At 68.0% G+C, this 25,988-nt stretch carries 17 protein-coding genes; 8 read left to right on the top strand and 9 right to left on the bottom strand.

Annotation, left to right across the window (positions count from 1 at the left end; all coding sequences use genetic code 11):
* Position 1: 1 nt before the first annotated feature.
* The 3 genes from L1Z78_RS06685 to argH all read right to left on the bottom strand — a co-directional run bounded on the left by L1Z78_RS06685 (position 2) and on the right by argH (position 8,995).
* Entirely contained in the window at positions 2-6,058 is a 6,057-nt protein-coding gene (locus L1Z78_RS06685) for an alpha-2-macroglobulin family protein (protein WP_234640765.1), read from the bottom strand.
* 443 nt (positions 6,059-6,501) lie between these two features.
* A complete protein-coding gene (locus L1Z78_RS06680) occupies positions 6,502-7,500 on the bottom strand; it encodes a Bug family tripartite tricarboxylate transporter substrate binding protein (RefSeq protein ID WP_234640764.1) in 999 nt (332 codons plus the stop codon).
* A gap of 25 nt (positions 7,501-7,525) precedes the next feature.
* Positions 7,526-8,995, bottom strand: a complete 1,470-nt coding sequence (gene argH / locus L1Z78_RS06675; protein ID WP_234640763.1) for an argininosuccinate lyase — start codon at positions 8,993-8,995, stop codon at positions 7,526-7,528.
* 134 nt (positions 8,996-9,129) lie between these two features.
* Here argH and L1Z78_RS06670 point away from each other — a divergent pair, with 134 nt between their 5' ends.
* Together L1Z78_RS06670 and L1Z78_RS06665 are read left to right on the top strand one after the other, a co-directional pair.
* Positions 9,130-10,269 carry a sensor histidine kinase gene (locus tag L1Z78_RS06670; protein ID WP_418921674.1) on the top strand — a complete coding sequence of 380 codons (1,140 nt, stop codon included), beginning with the start codon at positions 9,130-9,132 and terminating at the stop codon, positions 10,267-10,269.
* Entirely contained in the window at positions 10,250-11,011 is a 762-nt protein-coding gene (locus L1Z78_RS06665; protein ID WP_234640761.1) for a LytR/AlgR family response regulator transcription factor, read from the top strand. The genes L1Z78_RS06670 and L1Z78_RS06665 overlap by 20 nt, the downstream gene beginning before the upstream one ends.
* A 142-nt stretch (positions 11,012-11,153) precedes the next feature.
* Here L1Z78_RS06665 and L1Z78_RS06660 read toward each other — a convergent pair whose 3' ends face one another.
* Both L1Z78_RS06660 and L1Z78_RS06655 read right to left on the bottom strand, forming a co-directional pair.
* The gene (locus tag L1Z78_RS06660) at positions 11,154-12,629 is read right to left on the bottom strand and encodes an aminotransferase class V-fold PLP-dependent enzyme (RefSeq protein ID WP_234640760.1); all 1,476 of its coding nucleotides are present in this window, start codon (positions 12,627-12,629) and stop codon (positions 11,154-11,156) included.
* A gap of 18 nt (positions 12,630-12,647) precedes the next feature.
* Complete coding sequence (locus L1Z78_RS06655) at positions 12,648-13,118, bottom strand: Rid family detoxifying hydrolase (protein WP_234640759.1); 471 nt, start codon at positions 13,116-13,118, stop codon at positions 12,648-12,650.
* 644 nt (positions 13,119-13,762) lie between these two features.
* Between L1Z78_RS06655 and L1Z78_RS06650 the strand changes: the two genes are divergently transcribed.
* Positions 13,763-15,175 (top strand): cache domain-containing protein, encoded by a 1,413-nt coding sequence (locus tag L1Z78_RS06650; protein WP_234640758.1) that lies wholly within the window; start codon positions 13,763-13,765, stop codon positions 15,173-15,175.
* Positions 15,172-15,843: a response regulator gene (locus tag L1Z78_RS06645; protein ID WP_234640757.1), complete on the top strand. Its 672-nt coding sequence runs from the start codon at positions 15,172-15,174 to the stop codon at positions 15,841-15,843. Before L1Z78_RS06650 ends, L1Z78_RS06645 begins: the two co-directional genes overlap by 4 nt.
* Positions 15,844-15,882: 39 nt before the next feature.
* Here L1Z78_RS06645 and L1Z78_RS06640 read toward each other — a convergent pair whose 3' ends face one another.
* The 3 genes from L1Z78_RS06640 to polA form a co-directional block, all read right to left on the bottom strand.
* Positions 15,883-16,713: a ZIP family metal transporter gene (locus L1Z78_RS06640; RefSeq protein WP_234640756.1), complete on the bottom strand. Its 831-nt coding sequence runs from the start codon at positions 16,711-16,713 to the stop codon at positions 15,883-15,885.
* A 195-nt stretch (positions 16,714-16,908) separates the two neighbouring features.
* Positions 16,909-17,805 carry a dienelactone hydrolase family protein gene (locus L1Z78_RS06635; RefSeq protein WP_234640755.1) on the bottom strand — a complete coding sequence of 299 codons (897 nt, stop codon included), beginning with the start codon at positions 17,803-17,805 and terminating at the stop codon, positions 16,909-16,911.
* Positions 17,806-17,862: 57 nt separating this feature from the next.
* On the bottom strand, positions 17,863-20,703 hold the full coding sequence (gene polA, locus L1Z78_RS06630) for a DNA polymerase I (RefSeq protein ID WP_234640754.1): 2,841 nt from the start codon (positions 20,701-20,703) through the stop codon (positions 17,863-17,865).
* A gap of 70 nt (positions 20,704-20,773) precedes the next feature.
* Here polA and L1Z78_RS06625 point away from each other — a divergent pair, with 70 nt between their 5' ends.
* The 4 genes from L1Z78_RS06625 to L1Z78_RS06610 all read left to right on the top strand — a co-directional run bounded on the left by L1Z78_RS06625 (position 20,774) and on the right by L1Z78_RS06610 (position 25,350).
* Positions 20,774-21,148, top strand: coding sequence for a hypothetical protein (locus L1Z78_RS06625; protein ID WP_234640753.1), 375 nt, complete (start codon positions 20,774-20,776; stop codon positions 21,146-21,148).
* Between the two features lie 123 nt (positions 21,149-21,271).
* On the top strand, positions 21,272-22,228 hold the full coding sequence (locus L1Z78_RS06620; protein ID WP_234640752.1) for a homoserine kinase: 957 nt from the start codon (positions 21,272-21,274) through the stop codon (positions 22,226-22,228).
* A gap of 133 nt (positions 22,229-22,361) precedes the next feature.
* On the top strand, positions 22,362-23,195 hold the full coding sequence (locus tag L1Z78_RS06615; RefSeq protein WP_234640751.1) for a BPSS1780 family membrane protein: 834 nt from the start codon (positions 22,362-22,364) through the stop codon (positions 23,193-23,195).
* A 205-nt stretch (positions 23,196-23,400) separates the two neighbouring features.
* Positions 23,401-25,350 (top strand): PhoX family protein, encoded by a 1,950-nt coding sequence (locus L1Z78_RS06610; RefSeq protein WP_234640750.1) that lies wholly within the window; start codon positions 23,401-23,403, stop codon positions 25,348-25,350.
* 202 nt (positions 25,351-25,552) lie between these two features.
* Here the strand turns inward: L1Z78_RS06610 and L1Z78_RS06605 are convergent, their stop codons facing one another.
* Positions 25,553-25,984, bottom strand: coding sequence for an NUDIX hydrolase (locus L1Z78_RS06605; RefSeq protein ID WP_234640749.1), 432 nt, complete (start codon positions 25,982-25,984; stop codon positions 25,553-25,555).
* Positions 25,985-25,988 lie beyond the last annotated feature (4 nt).

The following is a 25,988-nucleotide window of genomic DNA, read 5'->3' as shown; positions in this document are numbered from 1 at the left end:
ATCAGCGCTTGTCGCTCACCTTGATGCGGGCGTTGGGAACCTCGCCGAACATCTCGGGCGCGTAAAGCGCCTCCACCCGCGTGGGCGGCAGCGCGAAGTCGCCGGCATTGTTCAGCCGCACGGTGTATTCCACGCGCGTATTGCCCTTGGGCAGGTACTGGTAGTAGGCGCGGTAGGCCTCGAAGCTGCGCTCCTCGTAGGCCAGCCAGCCCGAGCCTTCGGCGCGCTCGCCGCCCGAGGCGATCTCCGAGTCGCGCCCCAGTCCGCCCCCCAGGATGGTGGCGCCCGTGGGCACGGGGTCGGTGATGGCCACCCAGGTCATGTCGGTCTTTGCCTGCACCTCCAGCGTCACGCGCAGCACGTCGCCTCGCGAGTACTGGCCTGCGGGCAGGCCCTTGTCGGCCTGTTCCACGGGCTGGACCGTGCGCGTGACGGTGTAGCCGGCGCTGAACGGCGCCTTGAGCTGCACGGCCGCCACAGACTGCAGCGTGAGCCAGGGCTTGCCGGTGCCCTGCTGGGTCACCGTCAGCTGACCCTTGCGGGCATCACCCACCGCGCTCCACGGCAGGAACATGGTGTTGTTGCGCAGGCCACCGACCACCGTGGTCGCGCCGAAGCTGGAGGCCTGGTGGGCCGCCCCCTCGCTGTCGCTGGCGCGCATGCGCGTGACCTGGCTCCAGTCCACACGGGCCTGGGCGGCACCCAGGGCCGCCTGGGTGGCGCCCGTGACGGGCGTGGCCTCGAACTGCTGCGAGAAGCGCTGCAGGGCCAGAGCGCCCCACAGGTTGGCCGTGGTCGTGCTCCAGGCGCCATTGGCCTGGCGCGAGATGAAGCCGTTGGCCAGCCGCGGCAGGTCGTCCTTCCAGGTCGGGTCGTCCATGTTCACGAGCATCAGGCGCGCGAGGTTGACCTCGGGGCCCTGCATCAGCCACCACCACTGGTCATCCTGCTCGTTGCTGAAGCCCACGCGCGTGCCCTGGAAGCTCAGGCGCGCACGCAGGATCTGCTGTGCCTGGGCCAGCTGGGCGTCGCGCTGGGGTAGCTCGCGCACGTGCTTGAGCAGGGCCACCCAGTCGATGACGGCATGCGTGGGCCAGTCGTTGGGCGCGATCGTGATGCTGTCGAGCATGCGGGGGTTGGCGCGGCCCGTCAGCGCCAGCGCCTGGATGGCGGCCAGCTTGCGCATGTCCAGGTCCTTGCGCGGACTCCAGAAGTTGCGCTGGATGCGGCCCTCGACGAAGGCGATCAGTCCGTTTTCCATGCGCTCGCGCTCGGCCGCAGGCAGCACGAAGCGCTTGTCCACGCCCTGGGCCAGGGCCGAGAGGTTCAGCAGATGCGCGGTCAGCGCATCGCTGCCGCGCGCCGCTGTGTTTGCGCCCAGCGGGAAGTAGCTGGCCAGGCCGTCGCCGTCCAGGTAGTTGGGCAACTGGCCCATCGTGCTTTGCCACAGCGTGGCATCACTCATGCCCACGGCCTTGCTGGTGACCTGCTCCAGGCAGCTGTACGGGTAGCGCGCCCACCAGTCACGCACGCCAGGAAGGCCTTCGGCCAGCTTGGGTGCCAGCGACATGCGCAGGCCGCCACGGCCGGCCAGGGCATCGGCCGGCAGTTGCACGGGCAGGTTGATGCTGCCGTCGACCTGCATCAGCGTGCCCTGCTGCACCGTCAGCGGCACGGCCGGGATGATGCGCTGGCTGATCTTGAGCCTGTCGCTGGCGGGCTTGTCACCGCCTGCGGTATCACGCGCCTCGATCTCCCAGATCAGCGCCTCGGCGCGCGTCTGGCCCAACTGGGCCGGCGCCGTCACGTTCCAGGCCACCTCGCGCGCCTCGCCGGCGGGAATGTCCACGGTCTGCTGCGCCAGCTCCAACAAAGTGGCACGCGGCGTGACCTGGACCTTCATGGCCTTGGCCGAGGTGTTGCGCAGCGTGACCTGGGCGCGGAACTGGTCCTCCTCGCGCACCAGCGGCGGCAGGCCGCTGATGATCTGCAGGTCCTGGGCCGTGCGGATGGGCGCCTGGCCCGTGCCGAACAGCGCCAGGCCCTGGTCGGCCACGGCCACCACCTGGAAGGTGGTCAGCGAGTCGTTGAGCGGCACGCTGACCTGGGCCTTGCCCTGGGCATCGAGCACCACGCGCGGATTCCACAGCAGCAGTGTGTCGAACAGCTCGCGCGTCTGGCTTCGGCCACCGCCGCCGCCTGCGGCCACGGCCTTGCGGCCATAGTGGCGCCGGCCGATCACCTCCATCTGCGCGGTGGAGGTCTGCACGCCCCAGTCGCGCCGGCGCAGCATGGCATCGGCCAGTTGCCAACTGGTGTTGGGCATGAGTTCCAGCAGGGCCTGGTCCACCACGGCCAGCGCCACTTCGGCACCGGCAGCGGGCTTGCCATCGGGCAGCGTGGCGCTGACCGTGACCTTGGCGGTGCCGCGCACCTGGTAGCTGGCCTGGTCGGCCGTGACCTTGACGTCGATGCGGTGGGCCTTGGTGCCCACGCGGATCTCGGCCATGCCCAGACGGTAGGCCGGCTTGGACAGATCGACCAGGGCCGTGGGCGCGATGTATTCCTTGCCCTCGTACCAGAAGGCATTCCACCACTCGCGCGGTGCCTTGAAGCCCCAGGTGAAGAAGCTGTACCAGGGCACCTCGCGCAGCCGTCCGCGCAAGGCCAGCACGCTCACGTAGACGTTGGGGCCCCAGTCGGGCTGGACCTTGAGTTCCACGGTCGGGTTCTGGCCGTTGAGCTGCATGACCTGGGTGCTGACGATGCCCTCGCGCTCCACTGCGACCAGGGCCGTCGCATAGCGGAAGGGCATGCGCACCTGGAAACGCGCGGTCTCGCCGGGCTCGTAGCTGCGCTTTTCAGGCAGCACGTCCATGCGGTCATGGTCCTCGCCACCGAACCACAACTCGCCCTGGCGCGTGACCCAGACGCTGGAGGCGGCCTGGGCCGCGCGGCCTTCCTTGTCGGAGGCGGTGACGATCAGCTCGACCTCGCCGGGCTGCGACAGCTGGGCCTCGCATTGCACCAGGCCCTGGGCATCGCTGCTGCCCGAGCACACCGTGCCCATGGACTTGAGCGCGGTCTGGTTGTCGTAGCTGTAGAAGCCGCCGACCAGGCGCTTGCGGCTGGAGGTGGTGACGCGCGAGATCGCCTCGACCTTGACCGGCACGCCGGCCTGGGGCTTGCCGTCGACGCCCAGGGCCAGTGCCTGGAACTGGAGTTTGCGCCCCGTGGTGATCCAGTTTTCGGCGCGCACGCCGGCGACCACGGCCGCGGGCCACAGCGTCTGCGTGCTGCGCAGGGTCTGCACCTCGCCATTGGGGTCGGCGTAGCTGGCCTCGATCAGCAGCTCGCGCGGCTCGCGCTGCCTGGGCAGGTTCTCGATCTTGAGCTTGCCCAGGCCTTCGCGGTCCAGCGTCACGGGCAGCTTGTCGGCCACCACCTTGCTGTCCTGGGAGGCCGTGGCCTCCTCGTCGTCGCTCTGGCCCGTGTCCTCGGCACTGCGCGGCGCCGAGAAGCTGAAGCCCTGCCATTCGCTGCGGTCCACCGCGGTGGACCGCACCAGGGCCGACACGCGCACCGGCAGGTTGGCGGCCGGGCCACCGGAGACATAGTTGACCTGCACCTGCACCGGCAGGCTGGAGACGCCGACCAGGGCCTGCTTGCCTTCGGGTCCGACACGGCCTTCGAAGACGGGCAGGCGGAATTCCTCGACGCGGAAGCTGCCCGTGCCGAAGCGTGTGCTGCGGCCGCGCGCGCCATTGCCGCCGTCGCCGCGCAGCTCCACGGAGTAGGAACCCAGCTTGGCGCCCTTGGGAACGGAGAAGCTGTTCTCGGCGCTCAGGCCTCCCGTGCCCGTGGAGCGCCACTCCAGCGGCTGCGTGTACTGCTGGCCGCTGCCTTCGTGCGTGATCACCAGCTGCGTGGGCCGCTGCTCGGGCAGCGCAAAGCCGCCCTGGCCCTGGCCTATGCCGGTCTGGGTACGCATCAGGTGCTTCATGGACACGGTCTCGCCGGCACGCAGCAGCGTGCGGTCGAAGATGGTGTGGGCCACTTCGTCGCGCCGGGCGCTGCTGCTGGTGGGCACGTTGAAGCGCCAGGACTCGATGCCGCGCTGCCAGTCGCTCCAGGTGAAGGCCAGCTCCTGCTGGCCGTCCTTGCCCTGGGCGCGTGCGCTGACGAAGTAGGCCGGCGAGCGGTAGCCGACACCGCCCGTGCACTGGGGCGGCTCGGGCGACAGGCCTTCCAGGCGCGCCACGCCGCTGGCGTCGGTGGTGGCCGAGGTCAGCACCTTGCCGTTGCAGTCGGAAACCTGGATCTTGGCATTGGCCACGGCCTGGCCCTTGTCCAGCGTGGTCACCCAGGCGGCAGCGTTTTCGCGGCCGAGCTTGAAGTGCACGGACAGGTTGGTCACCAGGGCCGAGGTGCGCACATACATGCTGCGCGCCGAGCCGTAGCGCTCATCGAGCAGCGACTGCCCCAGCAGCGGCGAGGCGATCTCGACCACGTGAAAGCCCGGCGTGAGCGGAATGCCCACCACCTCGAAGGGGCGCGGATCGCCCTTGACGGGCTTGGGCAGCTCCAGCGTCTTGACGTCGCCCTGGCCGGCCAGCAGCGACAGCATGCGCGTCTGCACATAGTCGCGGTTTTCGTTGTCGATCACGGGCGGCAGCGGGCCCTTGATGTCGCGCGAGGCGCGCTTGCGGTCCATGTCGGAGGACTCGTAGTCCGCCACACGGCGCATCCAGGCAATGATCTCGGCGTCGCTGCCGGGCTGCTTGGTGCTCACGCGGCTGGCATCCAGGGACTTGGTGGCCAGTTCGGACTCCACATTGCGCAGCGTCACGGGCAGCAGGGCCGGGCCGTCCGGTCCCTCGGCATAGCGCTCGACGATGCCGAAGGGCGAGGCCGCGAACTTGGCCAGCGGCGGCAGCGCGCCCGTGGCCACCTGCAGCGGGAACATGTCGGCATTGCTCAGGCTGCGGCCCGCCGCGTCCTTGAACTGCGGCGGCAGTTCCACCGTGTAGCGGCCCTGGGCCTGCATGGTGGCCGGGAAGCTCAGGTTCTGCACCAGCGAATCCTCGCCGAGCTTTTCGCCATATTCGCCGTCGATGACGGGCGCCACCTTGGAGGCGCCGCTGCTCAGGCGGATGCCCTCGGCCAGCTTGCGCGGCACGGGCGCATTGAAGCTCAGGCGCATGGGGCGGATCGGCAGGCAGGCGGCCTGGGCGTTCTCGCGCTCGCAGCTGAACTCGGCCGCGAAGGGCTCGCGCACGCGGTACTCGAAGCGCCTGTCCTGGCGGCTGGCCACGCCATTGGGCGTGGCAATGCCGGCGCCGAAGACCAGCTTCATGGTCGTGCCCGCCGTCAGGCGGCGGTTGCAGGCCAGCGTAGCGTACTGCAGCGGGTTCTTGGCAGCAGCCTTGTCCCAGCCGCGGTGCTTGAGCAGCTCGTCGCGCTCCTTGCCGTCGATCAGGCGCACGGGAATGCGCTCGCCCACGCCTTCGGCCGTGCACCACATGTGCTGCTGCAGGCTTTGCACGGTGGCCGGGCCCGACAGGCGCAGCGCGAAGTACTGCTCCTCGTCGATCTGTTCATAGGTGTCGGGCGCCATGTCCAGCACGGCCGGGCCGCCGGTCTGGAACTGGTAGCTGGCAGCGCCCGTCACGGCCGTGCCCGCAGGCGACTTGTAGCCGGCCACCAGCTGGGCCGTGCAGCGCACGCCGGGCGGCAGGGCCTGCTTGAAGTCGAACACCCATTCCCGGTCGCTGTTCCAGCGGCCCGTGCCCTGGGTGGCCGCCGCATCGCTGCAGCTGAGCGTGACCGGCGCGGCCGCCTTGGGGTCGCCAAAGCGCACGGCCGTGCCATCGAACTGCACCACCACCTGCTCGACCTTGGCCACCTCCCCCTGCGGACTGAACTGGCGCACGCCCACGGCCTGCGCCGTCAGCGCCGCCGATCCCAGCAGCAGCCCCAACCCCCACCGGCTCCAGGGCCGGCTGTGCGCCGGAGCCCCCTGCAACCCATTGATCGCTTTCATGCGAAGCACCCCCATGGCAATCCCTTCTGTCGGGCTCAGATGGCCCGCTGTTTTCTTGGAATGAGCAGGATTTCAGCACTGCGATGCGAGCTGCCCGCATGACACGCTGCCAATGCAAATGGAAAAACCCTGCGCTGCTGGCAGGGCTCGGCGGCAAGGGCTGGAACAAGGCGCTGGCCTGTCGCCCGCATGCACCGAATGCAGGGCCGCATCCGCTGCGGCTGAAAACCACTGCGCGGGATGATACCGGCCCGCATCCGCTGCAGGCCCTGCTGCGGGTGCCCGGAACCGCGTCTGCGGTGTATCCATCTGTAAGACATCGGCGCATCAACGCGTCATATATGTCCGCTCACAAGGATTCACTCCAGCCGCTATGCAGGCCAGCTTCGGCGATGGCCGTACCAAAACACAGCGCTTGTTGCCGGCCACAGGGGCTGTCGCCCCGCAGTCCGCATGTCTTACTGTGGCTGGAAGCCGCTGGTCTGGATGATGCGTTTCCAGACCTGGGTATAGGCCTGCTCGCGCTCGGCCAGCCGTGCGGGCGGCATGTGGCCCACGGTCAGGCCCAGGGCGGTGAGCTGCTCGTGCACATCGGGCTGTTTGAGCACGGTAGCCACGGCGGCGGAGAAGCGGTCGATGAAGGCCTGGGGCGTGCCGCGCGGCGCGTAGATGCCGTAGTAGGGCGTGTCCTCGAAGCCCTTGACGCCCTGCTCGGCCAGCGTGGGCACTTCGGGCATGGTGGCCTGGCGACGCGTGCCCAGCACGCCGATCACGCGCAGCTTGCCGGCCTTGTGGTTTTCCATGAAGTCCTGCACCGAGGCGATGCCGGCCGGAATCTGGTTGCCCAGCATGTCGGCCAGCATGGGCGCGCTGCCCCGGTAGGGCGCGGCCACCAGATCCAGCCTGTAGTGCTCGCCCAGCAGCCTGACCAGGAATTCCGGCGTGGACGCGGGCGCGGGAATGCCGATGCTGCCCCGCCTTGCGCCCTGGCGCACCCACTCCACATACTCGGCCAGGTTGCGCGCCGGCGTGTTGGCGGAGACCGCCAGCGCGTTCACGAAGGTGGCAAAGCCGGCCACGGGAACGAAGTCATGGCCAGGGTCGAAACCCGGCTTCTTCACCACCTGGGGGAGGATGGAGATGGTGTGGTCGTGCGTGAGGAACAGCGTGTGCCCGTCGGCCGCGGCTGCCTTGAGCTGCTGCGCTGCGATCTGGCCGCCCGCGCCGGGACGGTTGTCCACCAGCACCGTGGTGCCCAGCACGTCCTTGAGCCGGTCGGCCAGCAGGCGCGCGATGGCGTCCGTGCCGCCGCCCGGCGGAAAGCCCACCAGGATGCGGATGGCCTGTCCCGGCTGTGCCCAGGCCAGCGGAGCCAGGGCCGACGAGGCAGCAACGGCGGTCACTGCGCCGGCCGCGCGCAGCGCCTCGGTCAGCAGTTGGCGGCGGGAGGATGTCATGGGCGTGGCTCCGCGTTCGAGGGGATCAGCCCAGGCGCGCCTTCAGGCGTGCCTGGTGGCCGGCGAGCTGCTTGCGCACCTGGGCCGGCGCCGTGCCGCCCAGTGTGTTGCGTGCATTGAGCGAGCCTTCGAGGCTGAGCGCCTCGAAGACATCGGCCGCTATGCCGGGGTTGAAGGCCTGCAGTTCGGCCAGCGGCAGCTCGGTCAGGTCCACGCCCTTTTGCGAGGCCAGCTTGACGGCATGGGCCACGGTCTCGTGCGCATCGCGGAAGGGCAGGCCCTTCTTGACCAGGTAGTCGGCCAGGTCGGTAGCGGTGGCGTAGCCCTTGAGTGCTGCGGCGCGCATGGCTTCGGCGTTGACGGTGATGCCGCCCTTCTTGCCGCCCGTGGCCGGGTCGGCCTGGCCGCCAATCATCTCGGCGAAGATGCGCAGCGTGTCCTTCAGGGTGTCCACCGTGTCGAACAGCGGCTCCTTGTCTTCCTGGTTGTCCTTGTTGTAGGCCAGGGGCTGGCCCTTCATCAGGGTGATCAGGCCCATCAGGTGGCCGACCACGCGGCCGGTCTTGCCGCGTGCCAGCTCGGGCACGTCGGGGTTCTTCTTCTGCGGCATGATCGACGAGCCGGTGGTGAAGCGATCGGCGATGCGGATGAAGCCGAAGTTCTGGCTCATCCAGATGATCAGTTCCTCGGACAGGCGGCTCACGTGCACCATGCACAGGCTGGCGGCCGAGGTGAATTCGATGGCAAAGTCGCGGTCGCTGACGCCGTCCAGCGAGTTCTGGCAGACGCCTTCCATGCCCAGGGTGCGGGCCACGCGCTCGCGGTCCAGCGGGTAGGTGGTGCCTGCCAGGGCGGCGCTGCCCAGCGGCAGCACGTTGACACGGCGGCGCAGGTCCAGCATGCGCTCGGCATCGCGCTTGAACATCTCCACATAGGCCAGCAGGTGGTGGGCGAAGCTCACGGGCTGGGCCACCTGCAGGTGGGTGAAGCCGGGCAGGATCACGTCCACGTTCTTTTCCGCGACCTCGACCAGGGACAGCTGCAGCTCATTGAGCAGGCCCTCGATCAGATCGATCTCGCCGCGCAGCCACAGGCGCACGTCGGTGGCCACCTGGTCGTTGCGGCTGCGGCCGGTGTGCAGTCGCTTGCCGGCGTCGCCGACCAGCTGGGTCAGGCGGGCCTCGATGTTCAGGTGCACGTCTTCCAGGTCGAGCTTCCACTCGAACTGGCCGGATTCGATTTCCTGCGTGATCTGCGCCATGCCCTTGCGGATGGACTCATGGTCGGCGGCGCCGATGATGCCCTGGGCGGCGAGCATCTCGGCGTGCGCCAGGCTGCCCATGATGTCGGCCTGCCACAGGCGCTTGTCGAAGAACACGCTGGAGGTATAGCGCTTGACCAGATCGCTCATCGGCTCTTCGAAGAGAGCGGACCAGGCCTGGGCCTTGGTGTCGAGCTGGTTGTGCGAGGCGGACGTTGGTTGATTGGCAGACATGTGAGGACGCGATCTTCGATAAGGCGGCGGGCGGCATCGCCCCCCGGCGCAGGCAGGAAGCGAAGATTCTATCGACCTGGGCCGCACCCCGCCCGGGCAGGGGCCTCGGCCGCCGCTGTGCAGGCCGCGCCGCCATGGCCATAATCCCGGCAGGCGGCCCCTGCCCCGCCCGTCATCCAGCCGAAACGATCTTGTCCACCCAGCCACCGCCCCCTGCAGCTTCTGCGCCCGCGGCGCTCGTCTTCGACGCCTGCAACGTCGGCGTGGTGCTGCGCGCCGTGCTCTTCGTGCAGGCCGTGGTGGCCTCGGCCGCCATGTTCGGCGCCGACTCGCCCCTGCAATGGCTGGAGCAGATGGCCCTGCTGACCGGTGCCAGCTTGCCCGGCACCCTGGTCTGGCTGGTGGTGGCCTGCCTGCTCAAGCACCCGCTGCAGCGCCTGCCTGCCGCCGGCCAGTACGCGGCCGGCGTGCTGCTGGGCATGGGCGCCGGGCTCTATGCCTGCGCCATGCTGCAATGGGCCGGCGGCGGCGGCGCGCCCTGGCTGGCCAGCGCCACGGCGGGCGGCCTGCTGGCGGCCGTGCTGGTGGCGGCCCTGGTGCTGCGCGCGCGCGGCCATGCCCCGGCCTATACCCAGGCCCGCCTGGCCGAGCTGCAGTCCCGCATCCGCCCGCACTTCCTGTTCAACACGCTCAACAGCGCCATTGCCCTGGTGCGCGCCGAGCCGGCCAAGGCCGAGGCCCTGCTGGAGGACCTCAGCGACCTGTTCCGCTACGCGCTGGCCGAGCCCCACAGCACGACGACCCTGGCCGAGGAGATCGAACTGGCCCAGCGCTACCTGGCCATAGAGCAGGTGCGCTTCGGCGAGCGGCTGCAGGTGCAATGGCAGCTGGATCCCGGCGCCCACGGCGCCCTGTTGCCTCCGCTGCTGCTGCAGCCACTCGTGGAAAACGCCATACGCCATGGCGTGGAGCCCAGCGCGCGCGGTGGCAAGCTGCAGGTGCGCACCGAGCGCCGTGGCGACCAGGTCGAGGTGCGCATCACCAACACCCTGCCGACCGATGTCGTGCACGCTGCGTCCACGCGCGGCCACGGCATGGCACTGGCCAATGTGCGGGCCCGGCTGTCGCTGCTGCATGACCTGCAGGCGCATCTGAAGGCCCGCACGCTCCAGGGCCATTTCGTGGTGCGCATCAGCCTTCCGCTGGCCGTGCCCGCAGGGCGCCGAGCCCCGGCCGCCCCATCGAAGAAGAACCATGCACATCCTGATCGTTGACGACGAAGCCCTGGCACGCGCCCGCATCCGCACCCTGCTGGCCGACGTGCAGGCCTGCACGGGTACCGGTCCGCACCTGATCAGCGAAGCCGCCGATGCACGCGAGGCCATGGCGGTACTGCAGGCGCCAGGGCCGCGTGCCGTGGAACTGGCGCTGCTGGACATCCACATGCCGGGCCAGGACGGCCTGTCCCTGGCCCATGCGCTGCGCCGCCTGCCACAGCCGCCTGCCGTGGTCTTCGTCACGGCCCACGCCGGCCATGCCGTTGATGCCTTCGACCTGGACGCTGCCGACTACCTGACCAAGCCCGTGCGCCGCGAACGCCTGCAGCAGGCCCTGGCCAAGGCCGCGCGCACGACCGCCCTCCAGACGGCGGAGCGCGACAGCAGCCCCGTGCTGCTGATACAGGACCGCGGCGCCACCGTGCGGCTGCCTCTGTCCGAGGTGCTCTACCTCAAGGCAGAGCAGAAATACGTGACCGTGCGCACCGTGGGCCGCAGCTACATCCTGGACGGTGCCCTGGCCGAACTGGAAGCCCGCCACGCCGACCACCTGCTGCGCGTGCACCGCAACGCCCTGGTGGCCCGCAATGCCCTGCGCAGCCTGGAGCGCCACGACGACCCCGCCGAAGGCGAAGGCTGGGCCCTGCGCCTGCACGGCATCCCCGAACTGCTCATGGTCTCCCGCCGCCAGCTCCCCCAGGTCCGCGCCGCCATCCGCGACGAAAGCCAGCCGGGCTGATGCCCTGACCGCGCCAGAGAGCGCAAGGCTTGAAACAGGCGCGGCCCGTCTCAGGGACACCGAGGAAGGGCCGCCCCGCACCGAGGGTGTCGTCCCCCTCCGCGAAGCGAGAAGGGGGAAGGCTCGTCAGCGCCTCAGGGGGTCACGCCATTTTTCTAGACAGGTCCCACATCGCATCCACCAGCAGATCGATGTCGCGCGCGTCGTGCCACAGGTGGGTGGAGACGCGCACGCCATAGTGGTCGGCCGGCGCACCGATGACGGGGAAGTTGGAGTTGCGGATCACGAAGCCCTGCGGATAGTCGCTGAGCATGCGCGCCACGAAGGTCGATGACTTGCTCCCGTTCATCACGTCGTCCTTGTTCTGGAACGGGTTGAAGCAGGTCAGCGCCGACAGCAGCTTGGGATCGTCCTTGGGCGAGTACAGCGAGTCCACGCCCCAGCGCTCCACGATCTTCTCCTTCAGGTAGGACGACAGCGTGAGGTCATAGGTCTCGATCTTCTTGCGGCCGATGCCGTCCCACTGGGTACAGGCCTGCACCAGCGCCTGGAACATGGGCGTGTGAACGCTGCCGCAGGCAGTGACCGAAGCCGCCACGTCGAAGGTCTCCTTGGCCGTGGTCGTGCGTTCCAGCGCGGGGTAGGCGCTGGTGTGCACCGGGTACCACTTGGGCAGCGGCAGCGGGTTGGAGGCGCGGATCTTGTTGCGGATGATGAGGATGCCCGTCGAGCCCGGACCGCACTGCCACTTGTGGCCTGCGCCCGACATGAAGTCCATGCCCAGCTCGGCGTAGTTGTAGGCCATCATGCCCGGCAGGTGGGCGCCGTCCACGATGCTGATCAGGCCGTGCGCCTTGACCACGGTCATGAGGTCGGCGATGGGCAGCATGGTGCCGGTCTTGTAGGTGGGCGAGGACCACATCATGGCGCGCACGCGCTTGCCCTGGGCCTTGAGCGCGCGGATGCGCTCGTCGAACAGGTTCACATAGGTGGCTGCCGTCTGGTTGTTGCCCACTGGCAGCGCGATGCGCGAGACTTCGATGCCGTAGCGGTCCTGGGCGATCTTCAAGGGCGTGTCGCCGCCGCCATGCTCATGGTTGGTGGTCACCACCACGTCGCCGCGCTGCCAGTCGATGCCCAGGATGGCGTGGCACATGCCCGACGAGGTGTTGGCCGAGAACGCCAGCTCGTCGGCATCCACGCCGAAGCCCGGAGCCACCTGCTTGCGCAGGTCCAGCAGGTTGCTGTAGCCATTGCCCGAATCGGCCGCCTTCTCGCGGTTCTTCGTGTCGAACACCTCCAGCACCAGCTTGGGCATGGAGCCGGCCGTGCCGATGTTCATGTAGGTCTTCTCGGGCTTGAGGATGAACATGTTCTGCACATCCGTCCAGAAGGCCTCGTCGCGCATCAGTTGCTCGCGCAGCGCGGCGGCCGAGGTCTGCGCATTGCCGCTGCCGCAGGCCGCCAGCAGCGGCCCCAGCGTGGCCGCGCCGGTGCCGTAGCCCAGCATGCGCAGAAAGTCCCGGCGCTTGGAGGTCCAGCGCTGCGGATAGCCCGACTCGAGCCCGGCGCGGGCCGGTGCGGAGGATGCCGTGGTGTCGCAATGGATGCCGTTCATGGGGTGTCCTCCTGGATGTCAGCGGCGGCCGACGATGGCCGAGATCTCGATCTTCACGTCGCGCGGCAGACGCGCGACTTCCACGGTGGCCCGTGCCGGCGCACCGGTCTTGAAGTACTCGCCATAGACCTTGTTCATGGCCGCGAACTCGTTGAGGTCCTTCATGAAGACCGAGGTCGACAACACGTCCTCGTAGGACAGCCCCTGGGACTTGAGCTTGGCGCCGATGTGGTCCAGCACCGCGCGGGTCTGCTCCTCGATGGTCGTGCCCTGGATGGCCGTGCCCTGGGCGTTCAGCGGCAGCACGCCCGAGAAATAGAGGGTGTTGCCATGCGCCACCATCTGCGAATAGGGGCCTATGGCCGGGTAGATCTGCGTGGTGGACAGCACCTCGCGCCTGTTCGGCGCCGCACAGCCCGCCAGCGCCGCCGCCATCACGGCCACCGCGCACGCCAGCGCCGCGCGCCCCTTGTTCGAACGAATATCCATGGCATTGCCCTCCTGTTAAAAAGCCGGATTTCATTTGCCGTGCACCACAGGGCCACATCGGCATTCCAGAAACACCTGGTCACCTTCAAAAAACATCGAAGGTGGCACGAACCATTGATACAAAATGATTCAAACTCGTTGTTTCATGGAGAAATTCTAGGCAGGGATGGCAGGCATTCGATAATCAATTTTCCCCTACGCACCACTACGCAGACCGGCCTGCGCAGTGCTACGCAGTGCAAACACTCTCTTTGAAAACAATGACTTGGCATGGATTCTGCTCCATGCAGCCGAACACTTAGGACCGCAGAGGTATGGCGCACCACAATACGGCAGATTGATTATCCAGAACCCCAAGATGGGGACATTGCACCAAGAAAATGCATATCCACTTCCGCGCACTGATCGGATATTCTTTCGTGCGCGATGAATAATTCAATGCATTGCTCAATCATGGGATATTCAATATCGTCGCTCCCGCATGCTGATTCACGGGAATATGCACACGATCTGGAACTGGGAGGGGTAACGCGCCTGCCATTCGCAAGATCCGGGACCGCGCCCCACGCGATACGCGCAACCCCTGTTGACAAGGGTCAGGCGCAGGACCGACAAGAGCGTCGGTGCATCCCACACAGGCTCCCATGCAACTTCCGCTGAAACTTGCGCTTTTGTCGATCGCCGCCATCCTGGTCGCACTGGGCCTGGTCGCGGCGACCGTGCAGCATCAGACGCTGGAGCTCGCGCGCCAGGAGCGCGAACTGGTGGAAACCGCCTACCTGCACAGCAAGGAGACGGAGCTGCGCCACTATGTGCAGCTGGCGAGCACCGCGCTGGCGCGCATCAAGTCCAGCGGCGAGGCGCTGGCGCAGCAGCAGCGCCAGGCACTGGAGACGCTGTCGCGCATGCAGTTCGGGGAAGACGGCTACTTCTTCGTCTACGACGAGCACGGCAGCGTGCTGCTGGACGCGCGCCAGATGGGGCTGTCGGGCGTGGACCTGTGCGACCCCAACAGCCCGGGCGGCGCCGAGCCCGCCCGCATCATCCTGGATGCCGCGCGCGGCGGCGGCGGGCTGGTGCGCTACCAATGGCAAAAGCCGTCCTCGCTGCGCACCGAGGCCAAGCTCGCCTACGTGGCCACGGTGCCCGAATGGGGCTGGTCGCTGGGCACCGGCCTGTACCTGGACGATGTGGAGCAGGCGCTGCGCCAGATCGACGAAAGCGCCCAGGCCAATATCGCGGCCACGCGCTGGCGCATCTTTGCCATTGCGGCGCTGTGCATCGTGCTCATCGGTGTCGCGGGCCTGGCCTTCAATCTCAGCGACCACCGCGTCTCCAGCACCAAGCTGCAACGGCTGGCGCAACGCGTGGTGCATTCGCAGGAGGAGGAGCGCACGCGCGTGGCGCGCGATCTGCACGACGGCGTGGTCCAGGTGCTGGTCTCCTCCAAGTTCATGCTGGAGACGGCCCAGGCCCAGCTCAGAAGACTGGCCACCCAGGACCCCGCCACGGCCCGGCGCATGGTGGATCAGGGGCTGGAGCAGCTCAACCACGCGCTGGTCGAGATACGGCGCGTGTCGCACGGCCTGCGCCCCGCCCTGCTCGATGACCTGGGACTGGCTGCGGCACTGGAATGGATGAGCCAGCAGGTGCACGCCGAAGGCGGCCTGCACATGCAGTTCGGCTGCCGTGGCGAGCCCCGCCTCCTGCCCCCCAGCCACTCCACGGCGCTGTTTCGCGTGGCCCAGGAGGCCGTGACGAACGCGCAAAACCACGCGCAGGCGACACGCATCGAGGTCAGCCTGCACTTTCAGCGCCGCCGCACCGTGCTGCAGGTCAGCGACGATGGCCGGGGCTTCGACATGCGCCGTGTGCAGCGCGACCGCCAGTGCGGCATAGGACTGCGCAACATGCGCGAGCGCATCGAGGGCCTGGGCGGCCAGCTGTCCATCAGCTCGGGCCGCAGGGGCACCCGGCTGGTCGCGGTTCTCTACCGGGACGGCGTTGCCGCGCAGCACTCCTCCCCAGAATTCGAACTTCCACAGGCTGCCGCATGAACCCCATGATCCGCGTTCTTCTGGTGGACGACCATCCTCTCGTGCGCGACGGCGTTTCCATGCGCCTGCAGGCCACGGACCATATCCGCGTGGTGGGCGAGGCCGCCAGCGTGGACCAGGCCCTGTCCCTGGCGCGGGAGCTGGCGCCCGACCTGGTGGTCACCGACATCCGCATGCCGGGCGCCAGCGGCATCGACCTGGCGGCCCTGTTCCGCGAGCAGTTCCCGCTGGTGCGCGTGCTGGTGCTGTCCATGCACGAAGACCCCGAGTACGTGCGGCGCGCCGTGGCGCTGGGCGCGCGCGGCTACGTCCTCAAGGACGCGCCGGCGCAACAGCTCATAGAAGCCATGGATACGGTCTACGGCGGGGGCCTGTATTTCAGTCCCGGCCTGCGCACCGTGGTCGAGGGCGACGGAGGCATGTACGGCCCCCGGCGCGCCCTGACGCCGCGCGAGGCCAGCGTGCTGCAGTGGATCTCCGAAGGCCGCTCCAACAAGGAGATCGCAGCGCTCATGGGCACCTCGGTGCGCACCGTGGAAACCCACCGCCTGCATCTGCGCCGCAAGCTGCGCATCGAAGGCCATGCCGCCTTCATCAAATACGCCGTGGACTACGCCGACCTGCTGGGCGGCACGTCCCTGGAGCCGGGCAGCGCCCTCCTGCGATGACACCGGCCGTGTTGACGTGCTGGCGCCCGTGACCCGCGCTCAATGCGCGTGGGCCGCGCCGCTGACCACGGTGACCAGGACGATGCCCAGCAGCAGCCAGCCCACCTGGGCCACGGTCTCGCGCGCACTCAGGCGTTTTTGCAGCTGCGGAATCAGGTCCGCCAACGCCACGTAGATGAAGCTGCTGGAGGCGACGGCCAGGAAATACGGCAGCAGCTCCTGCAGTTGCCCGACCAGGAAGTAGCCCGCGATGCCCCCCAGCGTGGTCACGGCACCGGCCATGGACACCTTGATCAGGGCCACGCGCCGGTTGGAACTGGACTGCCGCAGCACCACGATGTCGCCCATGTGGTGCGGTACCTCGTGCGCGAGCACCGACACCGCGGCGATCAGGCCCAGGCGCAAGTCCGCCATGAAGGCAGAGGCGATCAGCACGCCGTCGCCAAAGCAGTGCACGCTGTCGCCCGTGAGCACGGCCCAGCCGCTGCCGCCGCGCCCGCCATGGCCATGCGCGTGCCCATGGTGGCCATGATCATGGCCGTGGTCTCCCGCATGGGCGTGGGCGTGGGCGTGGGCCTCGCCATGCTCGTGCCCGTGGTGCCACAGTTCGGCCTTGGACAGCAGGAAGAAGAACACCAGGCCCACCAGCAGCGTGATAAACAGGTCATGCGCCCCGGCCTCACTCTCGAAGGCCTCGGGCAGCAGATGCATGAAGGCCGTGGCCAGCAAGGCCCCGGCCGCCAGGCTCAGCAGGCGCTGGGGCATCATGCCCGGCGAGCGGTTGCCTCCCAGCCCCATCAACAACGCGGCCACCCAGACGCTGCCAATGCCGGCGGCCAGGGTGGCCAGAATGATTGCTACCAATGTCATAGCGATTTATGCTTCAACCGTATGCCCTTGCAGGCGAAACCCGCGAATTCTCGCAGAAGACGGGCCGCATCGCCGCCGTGGCCTGCGATCCCATGAAGGGAGCAGGCCGCGGTTTTGCATGCCCTTGGGTTTCAGCCTACAGAAGCTGTCAAGCCCCCCTTGGCACAGCGCTTGGGGGCCCGGCAAAGCAGCCGCTCAGGGAGCAACCCCGTTCTTGTTGAACCAGGCCAGCATCCTTTCCCAACCGTCCCTGGCCGCCTGCTCGCGGTAGCTGGGCCGGTAGTCGGCATGGAAGGCGTGAGGCGCCTGCGGATAGATCACGAACTCCGAAGCCTTGGCCGCGGCCGAGCCCTGCTTGAGCGCTGCGCGCATGCGCTCCACGGACTCCAGCGGAATGCCCGTGTCCTGGCCACCATACAGGCCCAGCACGGGGGCCTTGAGGCTGGAGGCCAGCTCCAGCGGGTGGCGAGGCTGCAGGGCGGTCTTGGCGCCCTCCAGTCGCCCGTACCAGGCCACGCCGGCCTTGACCGGGCCATGGGCCGCATACAGCCAGGTGATGCGTCCACCCCAGCAAAAGCCCGTGATGGCGACCCGGGACTTGTCGCCGCCCTGCGTGCCCGCCCATTCGACGGCCGCATCGAGGTCGCCCATCACCTGTTCGTCAGGGACCTTGGAGATCAGCTCGCTCATGAGCTTGGCGATCTCGCCGTAGGCCATGGGATCGCCCTGGCGCGCGAACAGCTCGGGAGCGATGGCCAGGTAGCCCGCGCGCGCCAGGCGCCGGCAGGTGTCGGCGATGTACTCGTGCACGCCGAAGATCTCGGAGATCACCAGCACCACGGGCAGGTTCTTCCTGCCCGCCGGCGCCGCGCGGTAGGCCGGTACCTGGAAGCCGTTGACGGTGAAATGCACTTCCCCTGCCGTCAAGCCGTCGGCCGGCGTGGAAATCGCCGTCTGCGCCATCAGCGGCGTGGCCGCCGCCGCATAGCCCAATCCCAGTGCCGTCTGCAGCGCCAGCCGCCGCGAAGGGCCGGCCTCGGTACTTTGGCCCGGAACCAGGGCCATCAGGTCCTGCCGCTGATCATCACGCATGCATCTCTCCTTGGTGGTGGTTGAGAACCGGCCCAGTCTACGATGCCTGCGTGAAGTTCAATGCGCCTTGTCCCAGTCGGGGCCGACGCCCACCTCGGCCAGCAGAGGCACCTTCAGCTCGGCCACGCCAGCCATCAGGCGAGGGATCTCGGAGCGCACCCAGTCCACGTCGCCCTCGGGCAGCTCGAACACCAGTTCATCGTGCACCTGCATGATGACGCGCACCTCGGACTGCCTGGCATCGAGCTCGGCCTGCACCGCGACCATGGCTTTCTTGATCAGGTCGGCGGCCGTGCCCTGCATGGGCGCATTGATGGCCTGGCGCTCGGCGGCCTTCTTGCGCGGGCCGCTGCCGCCGTTGATGTCCACCAGGTACAGGCGCCGGCCGAAGACGGTTTCCACATAGCCGTGCTCGCGCGCGAACTCCACCGTCTCGTCCATGTAGCGCTTGACGCCCGGATAGCGCTGGAAGTAGCGGTCGATGTAGGCCGCCGCCGCCTTGGTCTCTATGCCCAGGTTCCTGGCCAGGCCAAAGCTGCTCATGCCGTAGATCAACCCGAAGTTGATGACCTTGGCGTAGCGGCGCTGCTCGCTGCTGACCTGCTCCAGCTCCACGCCGAAAACCTCGGCAGCCGTCGCGCGGTGCACGTCGCGGCCTTCGTGGAAGGCGCGCAGCAGCGACTCGTCGCCGGACAGGTGGGCCATGATCCGCAGCTCGATCTGCGAGTAGTCGGCGCTGGCGATCACATGGCCGGGCGCGGCGATGAAGGCCTCGCGCACGCGACGGCCCTCGGGCGTGCGGATGGGGATGTTCTGCAGATTGGGATCGTTGCTGGACAGGCGTCCCGTCACCGCCACAGCCTGGGCATAGTGCGTGTGCACGCGCCCCGTGCGCGGCAGCGCCAGCTGCGCCAGCTTGTCGGTATAGGTGCCCTTGAGCTTGGAGAGGCTGCGGTGCTCCAGCAGCTTGGCCGGCAGCGGGTAGTCCTCGGCCAGCTTCTCCAGCACTTCCTCGTCGGTGCTGCGCGCGCCCGTGGCGGTCTTCTTCACGACGGGCATGCCCAGCTTGTCGAAGAAGATCTCACCCAGCTGCTTGGGGCTGGCCAGGTTGAAGGGCTGGCCCGCGATGTCATAGGCCTCCTGCTCCAGCTGCACGATGCGCTGGCCCAGGTCGTTGCTTTGCCTGGCCAGCGTGGCGGCGTCGATCAGCACGCCATTGCGCTCGATGCGGTACAGGGCCTCGCTGGTGGCGATCTCCAGTTCGTAGATGCCGCGCAGGCCGTCGCTGGCCTGCAACTGCGGCCACAGCACGCGGTGCACGTCCAGCGTCTGGTCGGCATCCTCGCAGGCATAGGCTGCGGCCTTGTCCACGGGCACCTGGGCGAAGGGAATCTGGTGGGCCCCCTTGCCGCACAGGTCCTCGTAGCTCAGCCCCGTGCGGTTGGCGTGGCGCAGCGCCAGGCTGGCCAGGCCATGGGGGCGGTGCACTTCCAGCACATAGCTTTGCAGCATGGTGTCGTGCACATAGCCCTGCACCTCGACGCCGGCATTGGCGAACACATGGCGGTCGTACTTCACGTGCTGGCCCAGCTTGGGCCGGCGGGCATCCTCCAGCCAGGGCTTGAGGCGCGCCAGCACCTCGTCGACGGGCAATTGCTCGGGCGCATCGGGACCCGCATGGCGCAGCGGGATATAGGCCGCCGCGCCGGGCTCCACGCTCAGCGAGATGCCGACGATCTCGGCGCGCATCTCGTCCAGCGAGGTGGTTTCCGTGTCGATGGCCGTGAGCTCGGCCCCGCCTATGCGCTCCAGCCAGCGGTCGAAAGCGTCCCAGGTAAGGACCACGTCGTAGTCGAGCGTGCGCTGCTGGGCCGCCTCGGCCTCGGTCGTGGCCTGGTCGGATTCGGTCTGCTCCTGCGCAAACATGTCGCCCGTGGCCTGGTCGGCACGCGGCCTGCCCGCCTTGCGACCGGCCTTGACGGCCTCGAGCGCATCGGGCTCGGCCGCTGCACCGCCCAGTGCGCGCGCCAGCCCCTTGAAGCCATAGCGCTCGTAGAACTCGCGCAACGGCGTGGCATCGGGCTCGCGTGGCGCCAGCGCATCCAGCAGAGGCAGGCCGGGCACCTCGGCCCGCAGGTCGCAGTCCGTCTTCATGGTCACTAGCTGGCGGCTCAGCGCCAGTTGCCCCGAGGCGATGGCGTCGCGCAGATTCTGGCCGGCCACGCCCTTGATGCCCTCGGCGGCAGCGATCAGGCCATCCAGCGAGCCATGCTCGGCCAGCCACTTGGCCGCCGTCTTGGGGCCGACCTTGTTCACGCCCGGCACGTTGTCCACGGCATCGCCGACCAGCGCCTGGTAGTCGACCATCAGCGTGGGCGGCACGCCGAACTCGGCCGTCACGCCAGCCACGTCGCGGCGCTTGCCGCTCATGGTGTCCATGACCATGATGTGCTCATCCACCAGTTGCGACAGGTCCTTGTCACCGCTGGAGATCACCACGTTCACACCCTGCGAGGCGGCGGCCTTGGCCAGCGTGCCGATCACATCGTCGGCCTCCACGCCCTGGATGGCCAGCACGGGCCAACCCAGCAGCCGGACCACTTCATGGATGGGGTCGATCTGCGAACGCAGGTCATCGGGCATGGGCGCGCGCTGGGCCTTGTACTCGGGGTACAACGCATCACGGAAGGTGGGCCCGCTGGTGTCGAACACGCAGACGGCGTAGTCGGCCGGCACTTCCTTCCTGAGCGCCTGCAGCATATTGATCATGCCTCGGATGGCGCCTGTGGCGGGGCTGGCCGGATTGCCGGGCTCGGCACGCAGGTCCGGCATGGCATGGTAGGCGCGGTACAGGTAGCTGGAGCCGTCGATCAGCACCAGGGTCTTGGAATTGCTCATGCGCCGATTGTGCACGTGCCGGCTGGCGTACGCGCGCGACAGCGGCGTGCGCAGGTTCTACAATGCCGGCATGCGCGCCGCACCACTCCTCATTCTTCTGAGCCTGGCCGCCAGCCCCGTGCTGGCCCAGAACACCACGCCTGCCCCGGCGGCCTCCACCGCTCCCGCAGATGCGGGCTCCGCCCAGCCCGCGCCGGACACGGGCAGGCCCGAGAGCCGCGACAGGACCAACCAGCGCGTGGAACACATCCATGTGGAAGATGGCGGCAGCCGGGTGGACGAGTTGCGCGTGGGCGGCCAGACACGCAGCATCACCGTGCAGCCCAAGGTCGGCGACATGCCTTCCTACGAAGTGCAGTCCAACGATGGCGCGCGTGCCTCGCGCAATCGTGGAGATGGCGACGGCACCAATGGCACGCGCGTCTGGAACCTCAAGAAGTTCTGAACCTCGCAGGACTGCCCTGCCCCGCAGCGGGCGGCATCCCAGGGGCAGCGCCTGATGGCGCTGCCCTTTTTACGTATCTGAAGACAACGATTTCCGCCGTGCCGTGAAGGCCGGCTTCGCAACATGGCCGTTTTCACCGAAGTCACCGAAAAAGACGCGCGCGAACTGCTGCGCCGCATGTCCCTGGGTACCCTCAAGCAGTTGCGCGGCATCCAGGGTGGCATCGAGAACACCAACTACTTTCTCACCACCGACCAGGGCGAGTGGGTGCTGACACTGTTCGAGCGTCTGACGGCCGAGCAGTTGCCGTTCTACCTGTACCTGATGAAGCACCTGGCCCAGGCCGGCATCCCCGTGCCCGATCCGCAGGCCGAGGCGCGCAGCGGCGACATCCTGCTGCGCCTGTGCGGCAAGCCGGCCTCCATCGTCAACCGCCTGCCCGGTCGCAGCGAGCTGGCCCCCCAGGCCGTGCACTGCACGGCCGTGGGCGAGATGCTGGCACGCATGCACCTGGCCGGACGCGACTACGAGCGCCAGCAGCCCAACCTGCGCAGCCTGGCCTGGTGGAACGAGACCGTGCCCACGGTGATCCCGCACATCGACGCCGCCACAGGCGAACTGCTGCGTTCGGAGCTGGCCTTCCAGAACCACGTGGCCGCTTCCCCGGCCTATGCCGCCCTGCCGCGCGGTCCCGTGCACGCGGACCTGTTCCGCGACAACGTGATGTTCGAGGGCGAGCGGCTGACCGGCTTCTTCGACTTCTACTTCGCCGGCGTGGACAGCTGGCTGTTCGATCTGGCCGTCTGCCTCAACGACTGGTGCATAGACCATGCCACCGGAGCCCATGACGCGGCCAAGGCACAGGCCATGATCGACGCCTACCAGGGCGTGCGCCCCTTGAGCGCCGCCGAGCGCGAGCTGTTCAACCCCATGCTGCGCGCAGGCGCGCTGCGCTTCTGGATTTCGCGCCTGTGGGACTTCCATCTGCCGCGCGAGGCCTCGCTGCTCACGCCCCACGACCCCACGCATTTCGAGCGCGTGCTGCGCCAGCGCCTGGCCCATCCCGTGGCGCTGGCCTGACACCCCTGGCGCCAGGGCCAGGGGCTTTGCGGTCCATGGCGCCACATCCTCGGGTACAGTCCCCGTTCCGGCGCCGGCCGCGCGGCCCACGCCAGAGGCCATGTCCGCCGGGACGCCCCGACCTCCTCACCCCATGAAACTTCTCATCGTTCCCGCCCGCACCGGCCTGCAATGGGTGCAGCAGGGCATCCGCACCTTCCGCCAGCAGCCGCTGGCACTGGCGGCATTGTTCTTCCTGTCGATGGCGGCCATCTCGCTGGTGACGCTGCTGCCCCTGATCGGCCCCGTGATCGCCCTGGGCCTGCTGCCGGCCACCTCGCTGGCCATGATGGTGGCCGCCGCCGAGGCCTCGCACGGGCGGGCGCCCACGCCGACCCTGCTGCTGGTGGCCTTTCGCACCGGCCGTCAGCGCCTGAACTCCATGATCACCCTGGGTGCCATGTATGCAGCCGGCTTCCTGCTGATCATGGGCCTGTCCATGCTGGTGGACGACGGCCAGTTCGCCAACGTCTACCTGGGTGGCGAGCCTTTGACGCGCGAGATCGCGGAGTCCGCCGACTTCCAGGCCGCCATGTGGCTGAGCATGGGTCTCTATCTGCCGCTGTCGCTGCTGTTCTGGCATGCCCCGGGACTGGTGCACTGGCACAACATTCCCCCGGTCAAGGCATTGTTCTTCAGCCTGGTGGCCTGCGTGCGCAACATCGGTGCGCTGGTGGTCTTCGGCCTGAGCTGGATGGGCGTGTTCATCGTCGCCGGCATCGTCATGTCCCTGGTCACCGCCATCCTGGCCCAGGTCCTGGGCAATATCGCCAACGGCCTGGTGATCGCCACGGCCATGCTGCTGGCCGCGATGTTCTTCACCTCCATCGTCTTCACCTTCCGCGACTGCTTTGCCGCCCCCGATGCCAGCGACAGCAGCGATGCCATCGGCTCCGAGCCACCCCCGCCACCGGGGTTGTCCCAGTGAGAGCAAAGCCCCTTCTCAGGGGCTTTTTCTTTGGGGCACCGCAGCCGTGCCCCATGGCAGCGTCACGACTTCGTCATATTCATGACATTTCCATGTCACGCAAGCTACCTAGCATGCCGGGCGGACGTCGAGCTTGCCCACGCTGCGCTGCGACGCCCGGCCCTCTCCGACCGGATGGCCGTCACAAACAATCAACGGAAGCCCCATGTCCCAATCCACGATGCTCTCGCGCCGCAAGGCACTGCAATTCCTGACCGGTGCCCCCCTGCTGCCGCTCGGCTCCGCTGTGTCTGCCACCGGACTGCTGACCGCCTGCGGCGGAAGCGATGGCCCTGCGAGAAACTATGTGTCGGCCAGCTTCACGTCGATGGCCGCCCCCACGCTGGCCACCCCCCAGGCGATGGCGAAGATGACCGTGGCCTCGCAGCTCAAGGTGCAGTACAGCGACGACAGCACGCAGACCTATGACCTTGGCTACCAGCCCTTCTTCGTGACGGGCGATGAAGTGCCAGACGGCAAGGGAGGAAAGATCCTGGCAGGCGGCTATTACGACATCAACAACAACAAAATCATCGATCGCACGGTGGCCGGCAGCGAGCGCCACTTCTTCTCCGATTCGCCTGACGGCACTTCGCTGCTGACAGTGCCCAATGCCAAGGTGGAAGGCGTGAAGGGCAAGCCCGTCTTCGCCGTCGTGCAGTTCGAATACACGACCTGGGCCCAGGACGGCAAGACCGACATGTACGGCAAGCTGCCGTCGCCCATCGCCGTGCTGACGCTGGACCAGGACCAGGCCACGGGCAAGCTCAGCCTGGTCAAGTACCACAACGTGGACACCTCCAAGGTCCATGGCCTGTGGATCACCTGCGGCGCCAGCCTGTCGCCCTGGGGCACGCACCTGTCCAGCGAGGAGTACGAGCCCGACGCCTTCGCGTCGGGCAACGCCCAGCTGCAGGCCTTCAGCCAGAACCTGTACGGCGACCAGAACAAGGCCAACCCCTACCACTATGGCCACATGCCCGAGGTCACCGTCAACGCCGACGGCACGGCCAGCATCAAGAAGCATTTCTGCATGGGCCGCATCTCGCACGAGCTGGTGCAGGTCATGCCCGACCAGCGCACGGCGCTGATGGGCGACGATGCCACCAACAGCGGCTATTTCGTCTTCGTGGCCGACAAGGAAAAGGACCTGTCATCGGGTTCGCTGTACGTGGCCAAGGTGGGCGCGGGCTTTTCCATCGACCCCGCTTCGGGCAGCGCCGCCGCGCTGACCTGGATCAAGCTGGGCTCGGCCACCAGCGCCGAGATCGAGCAGTTGGCCAACACGCTCAAGCCCACGGACATCATGAGCGTGGTCAAGGCCGATCCCAACGACGCCAGCTACACGAAGATCACGGCCAACGGCAAGGTCGAGTGGATCAGGATCAACCCCGGCATGGACAAGGCCGCCGCCTTCCTGGAAACCCATCGCTATGCGGCCTTCAAGGGCGCCAGCATGGGCTTCACCAAGATGGAAGGCACGACCGTCAACGCCAAGGACAAGGTGGCCTATTCCGCATTGCAGAACTGCGAGAAGTCCATGGTGGCCGGCGACGCGCTGAACGTGGCGGGCAACGGCGTGTCCATCCCCAGGCAGCTCAAGGCCGGCGCCGTGATGGCACTGAACCTGCGCGGCGGCCAGAAGGACACGGCCGGTGCCGCCATCAACAGCGAATGGATGCCCGTGGACACCAAGGCCCTGCTGGCCGGCGAGGACATCCCGGCCGATGCCCTGGGCAACACCGGCAATCCGAACAAGATCTGCAACCCCGACAACCTCAAGTTCTCGGAGAAGATGCGCACCCTGTTCATCGGCGAGGACAGCGGCCAGCACGTGAACAACTTCCTGTGGGCCTACAACATCGACACCAGGCAGCTCTCGCGCCTGATGTCGATTCCCGCCGGTGGCGAATCCACCGGCCTGCACGCCGTGGACGAGATCAACGGCTGGACCTACATCATGAGCAACTTCCAGCACGCCGGTGACTGGGGCAGCATCCACAACGTGGTCAAGCCCACGCTGGATCCGCTGATCAGCGCCAACTACCGCGGCAAGTTCGGCGCCGCCGTCGGCTACCTGACCGGCACGGCCGCCCAACCCAGGCTATCGGCCTGAGCATGCACCAGGAGCGCCCCGCGCGGTACAGGGGGCTGCTCGCCACGGGCCATGGTTCTCTCCATGGCCTTCTTTCATGGCCTCCGGCCCGCACGGCGGATGCCATGACTGCAGCCCATGCACGCAGGACGAGGCGTGCGGCGATGTGCGCCACACCGCCGCGCCGAACCTCGGAATCACGCCTGGATCTGCGGTGCCGGCTCTACATCAGTCCGTCGGCGCGCAGCATCTCCATGACCTTGAGCACGCCGCTGACCTGGGCGGGCTCTCGCGCATAGTCCTCGGCGCAGAAAAAGCGCAAGGCACCGATTTCCTGGCCGGGCCGTATCCGCTCATCCTCACCGAGCGCATAGAGAAAGCAGTCCTGCTCCATGCGGCGCGCGGGCACCTCCCCATAGGCGAGTGCGGTGACATGGCCATAGGGGCGCAGTTGCCGCGGCCGCAGCACCAGGCTCAGCTCCTCCTCGATCTCGCGGTGCAGCGCCTGCTCGGGCGTCTCGCCGGCATCGACCTTGCCGCCCGGCAGATACCATGCACGCCTGTTGTTGGAGTAGGCCAGCAGCAGGCGGCGCTGCCGGACCACGATCAGCCCGGCCGTGGCCAGGCCCGGAGCCTGTGCAATGGACTCTGGCACGGCC

The sequence above is a fragment of the Delftia tsuruhatensis genome (assembly GCF_903815225.1).
Lineage (GTDB): Bacteria > Pseudomonadota > Gammaproteobacteria > Burkholderiales > Burkholderiaceae_C > Comamonas > Comamonas tsuruhatensis_A.
This window is presented reverse-complemented; position numbering and strand designations above follow the sequence as displayed.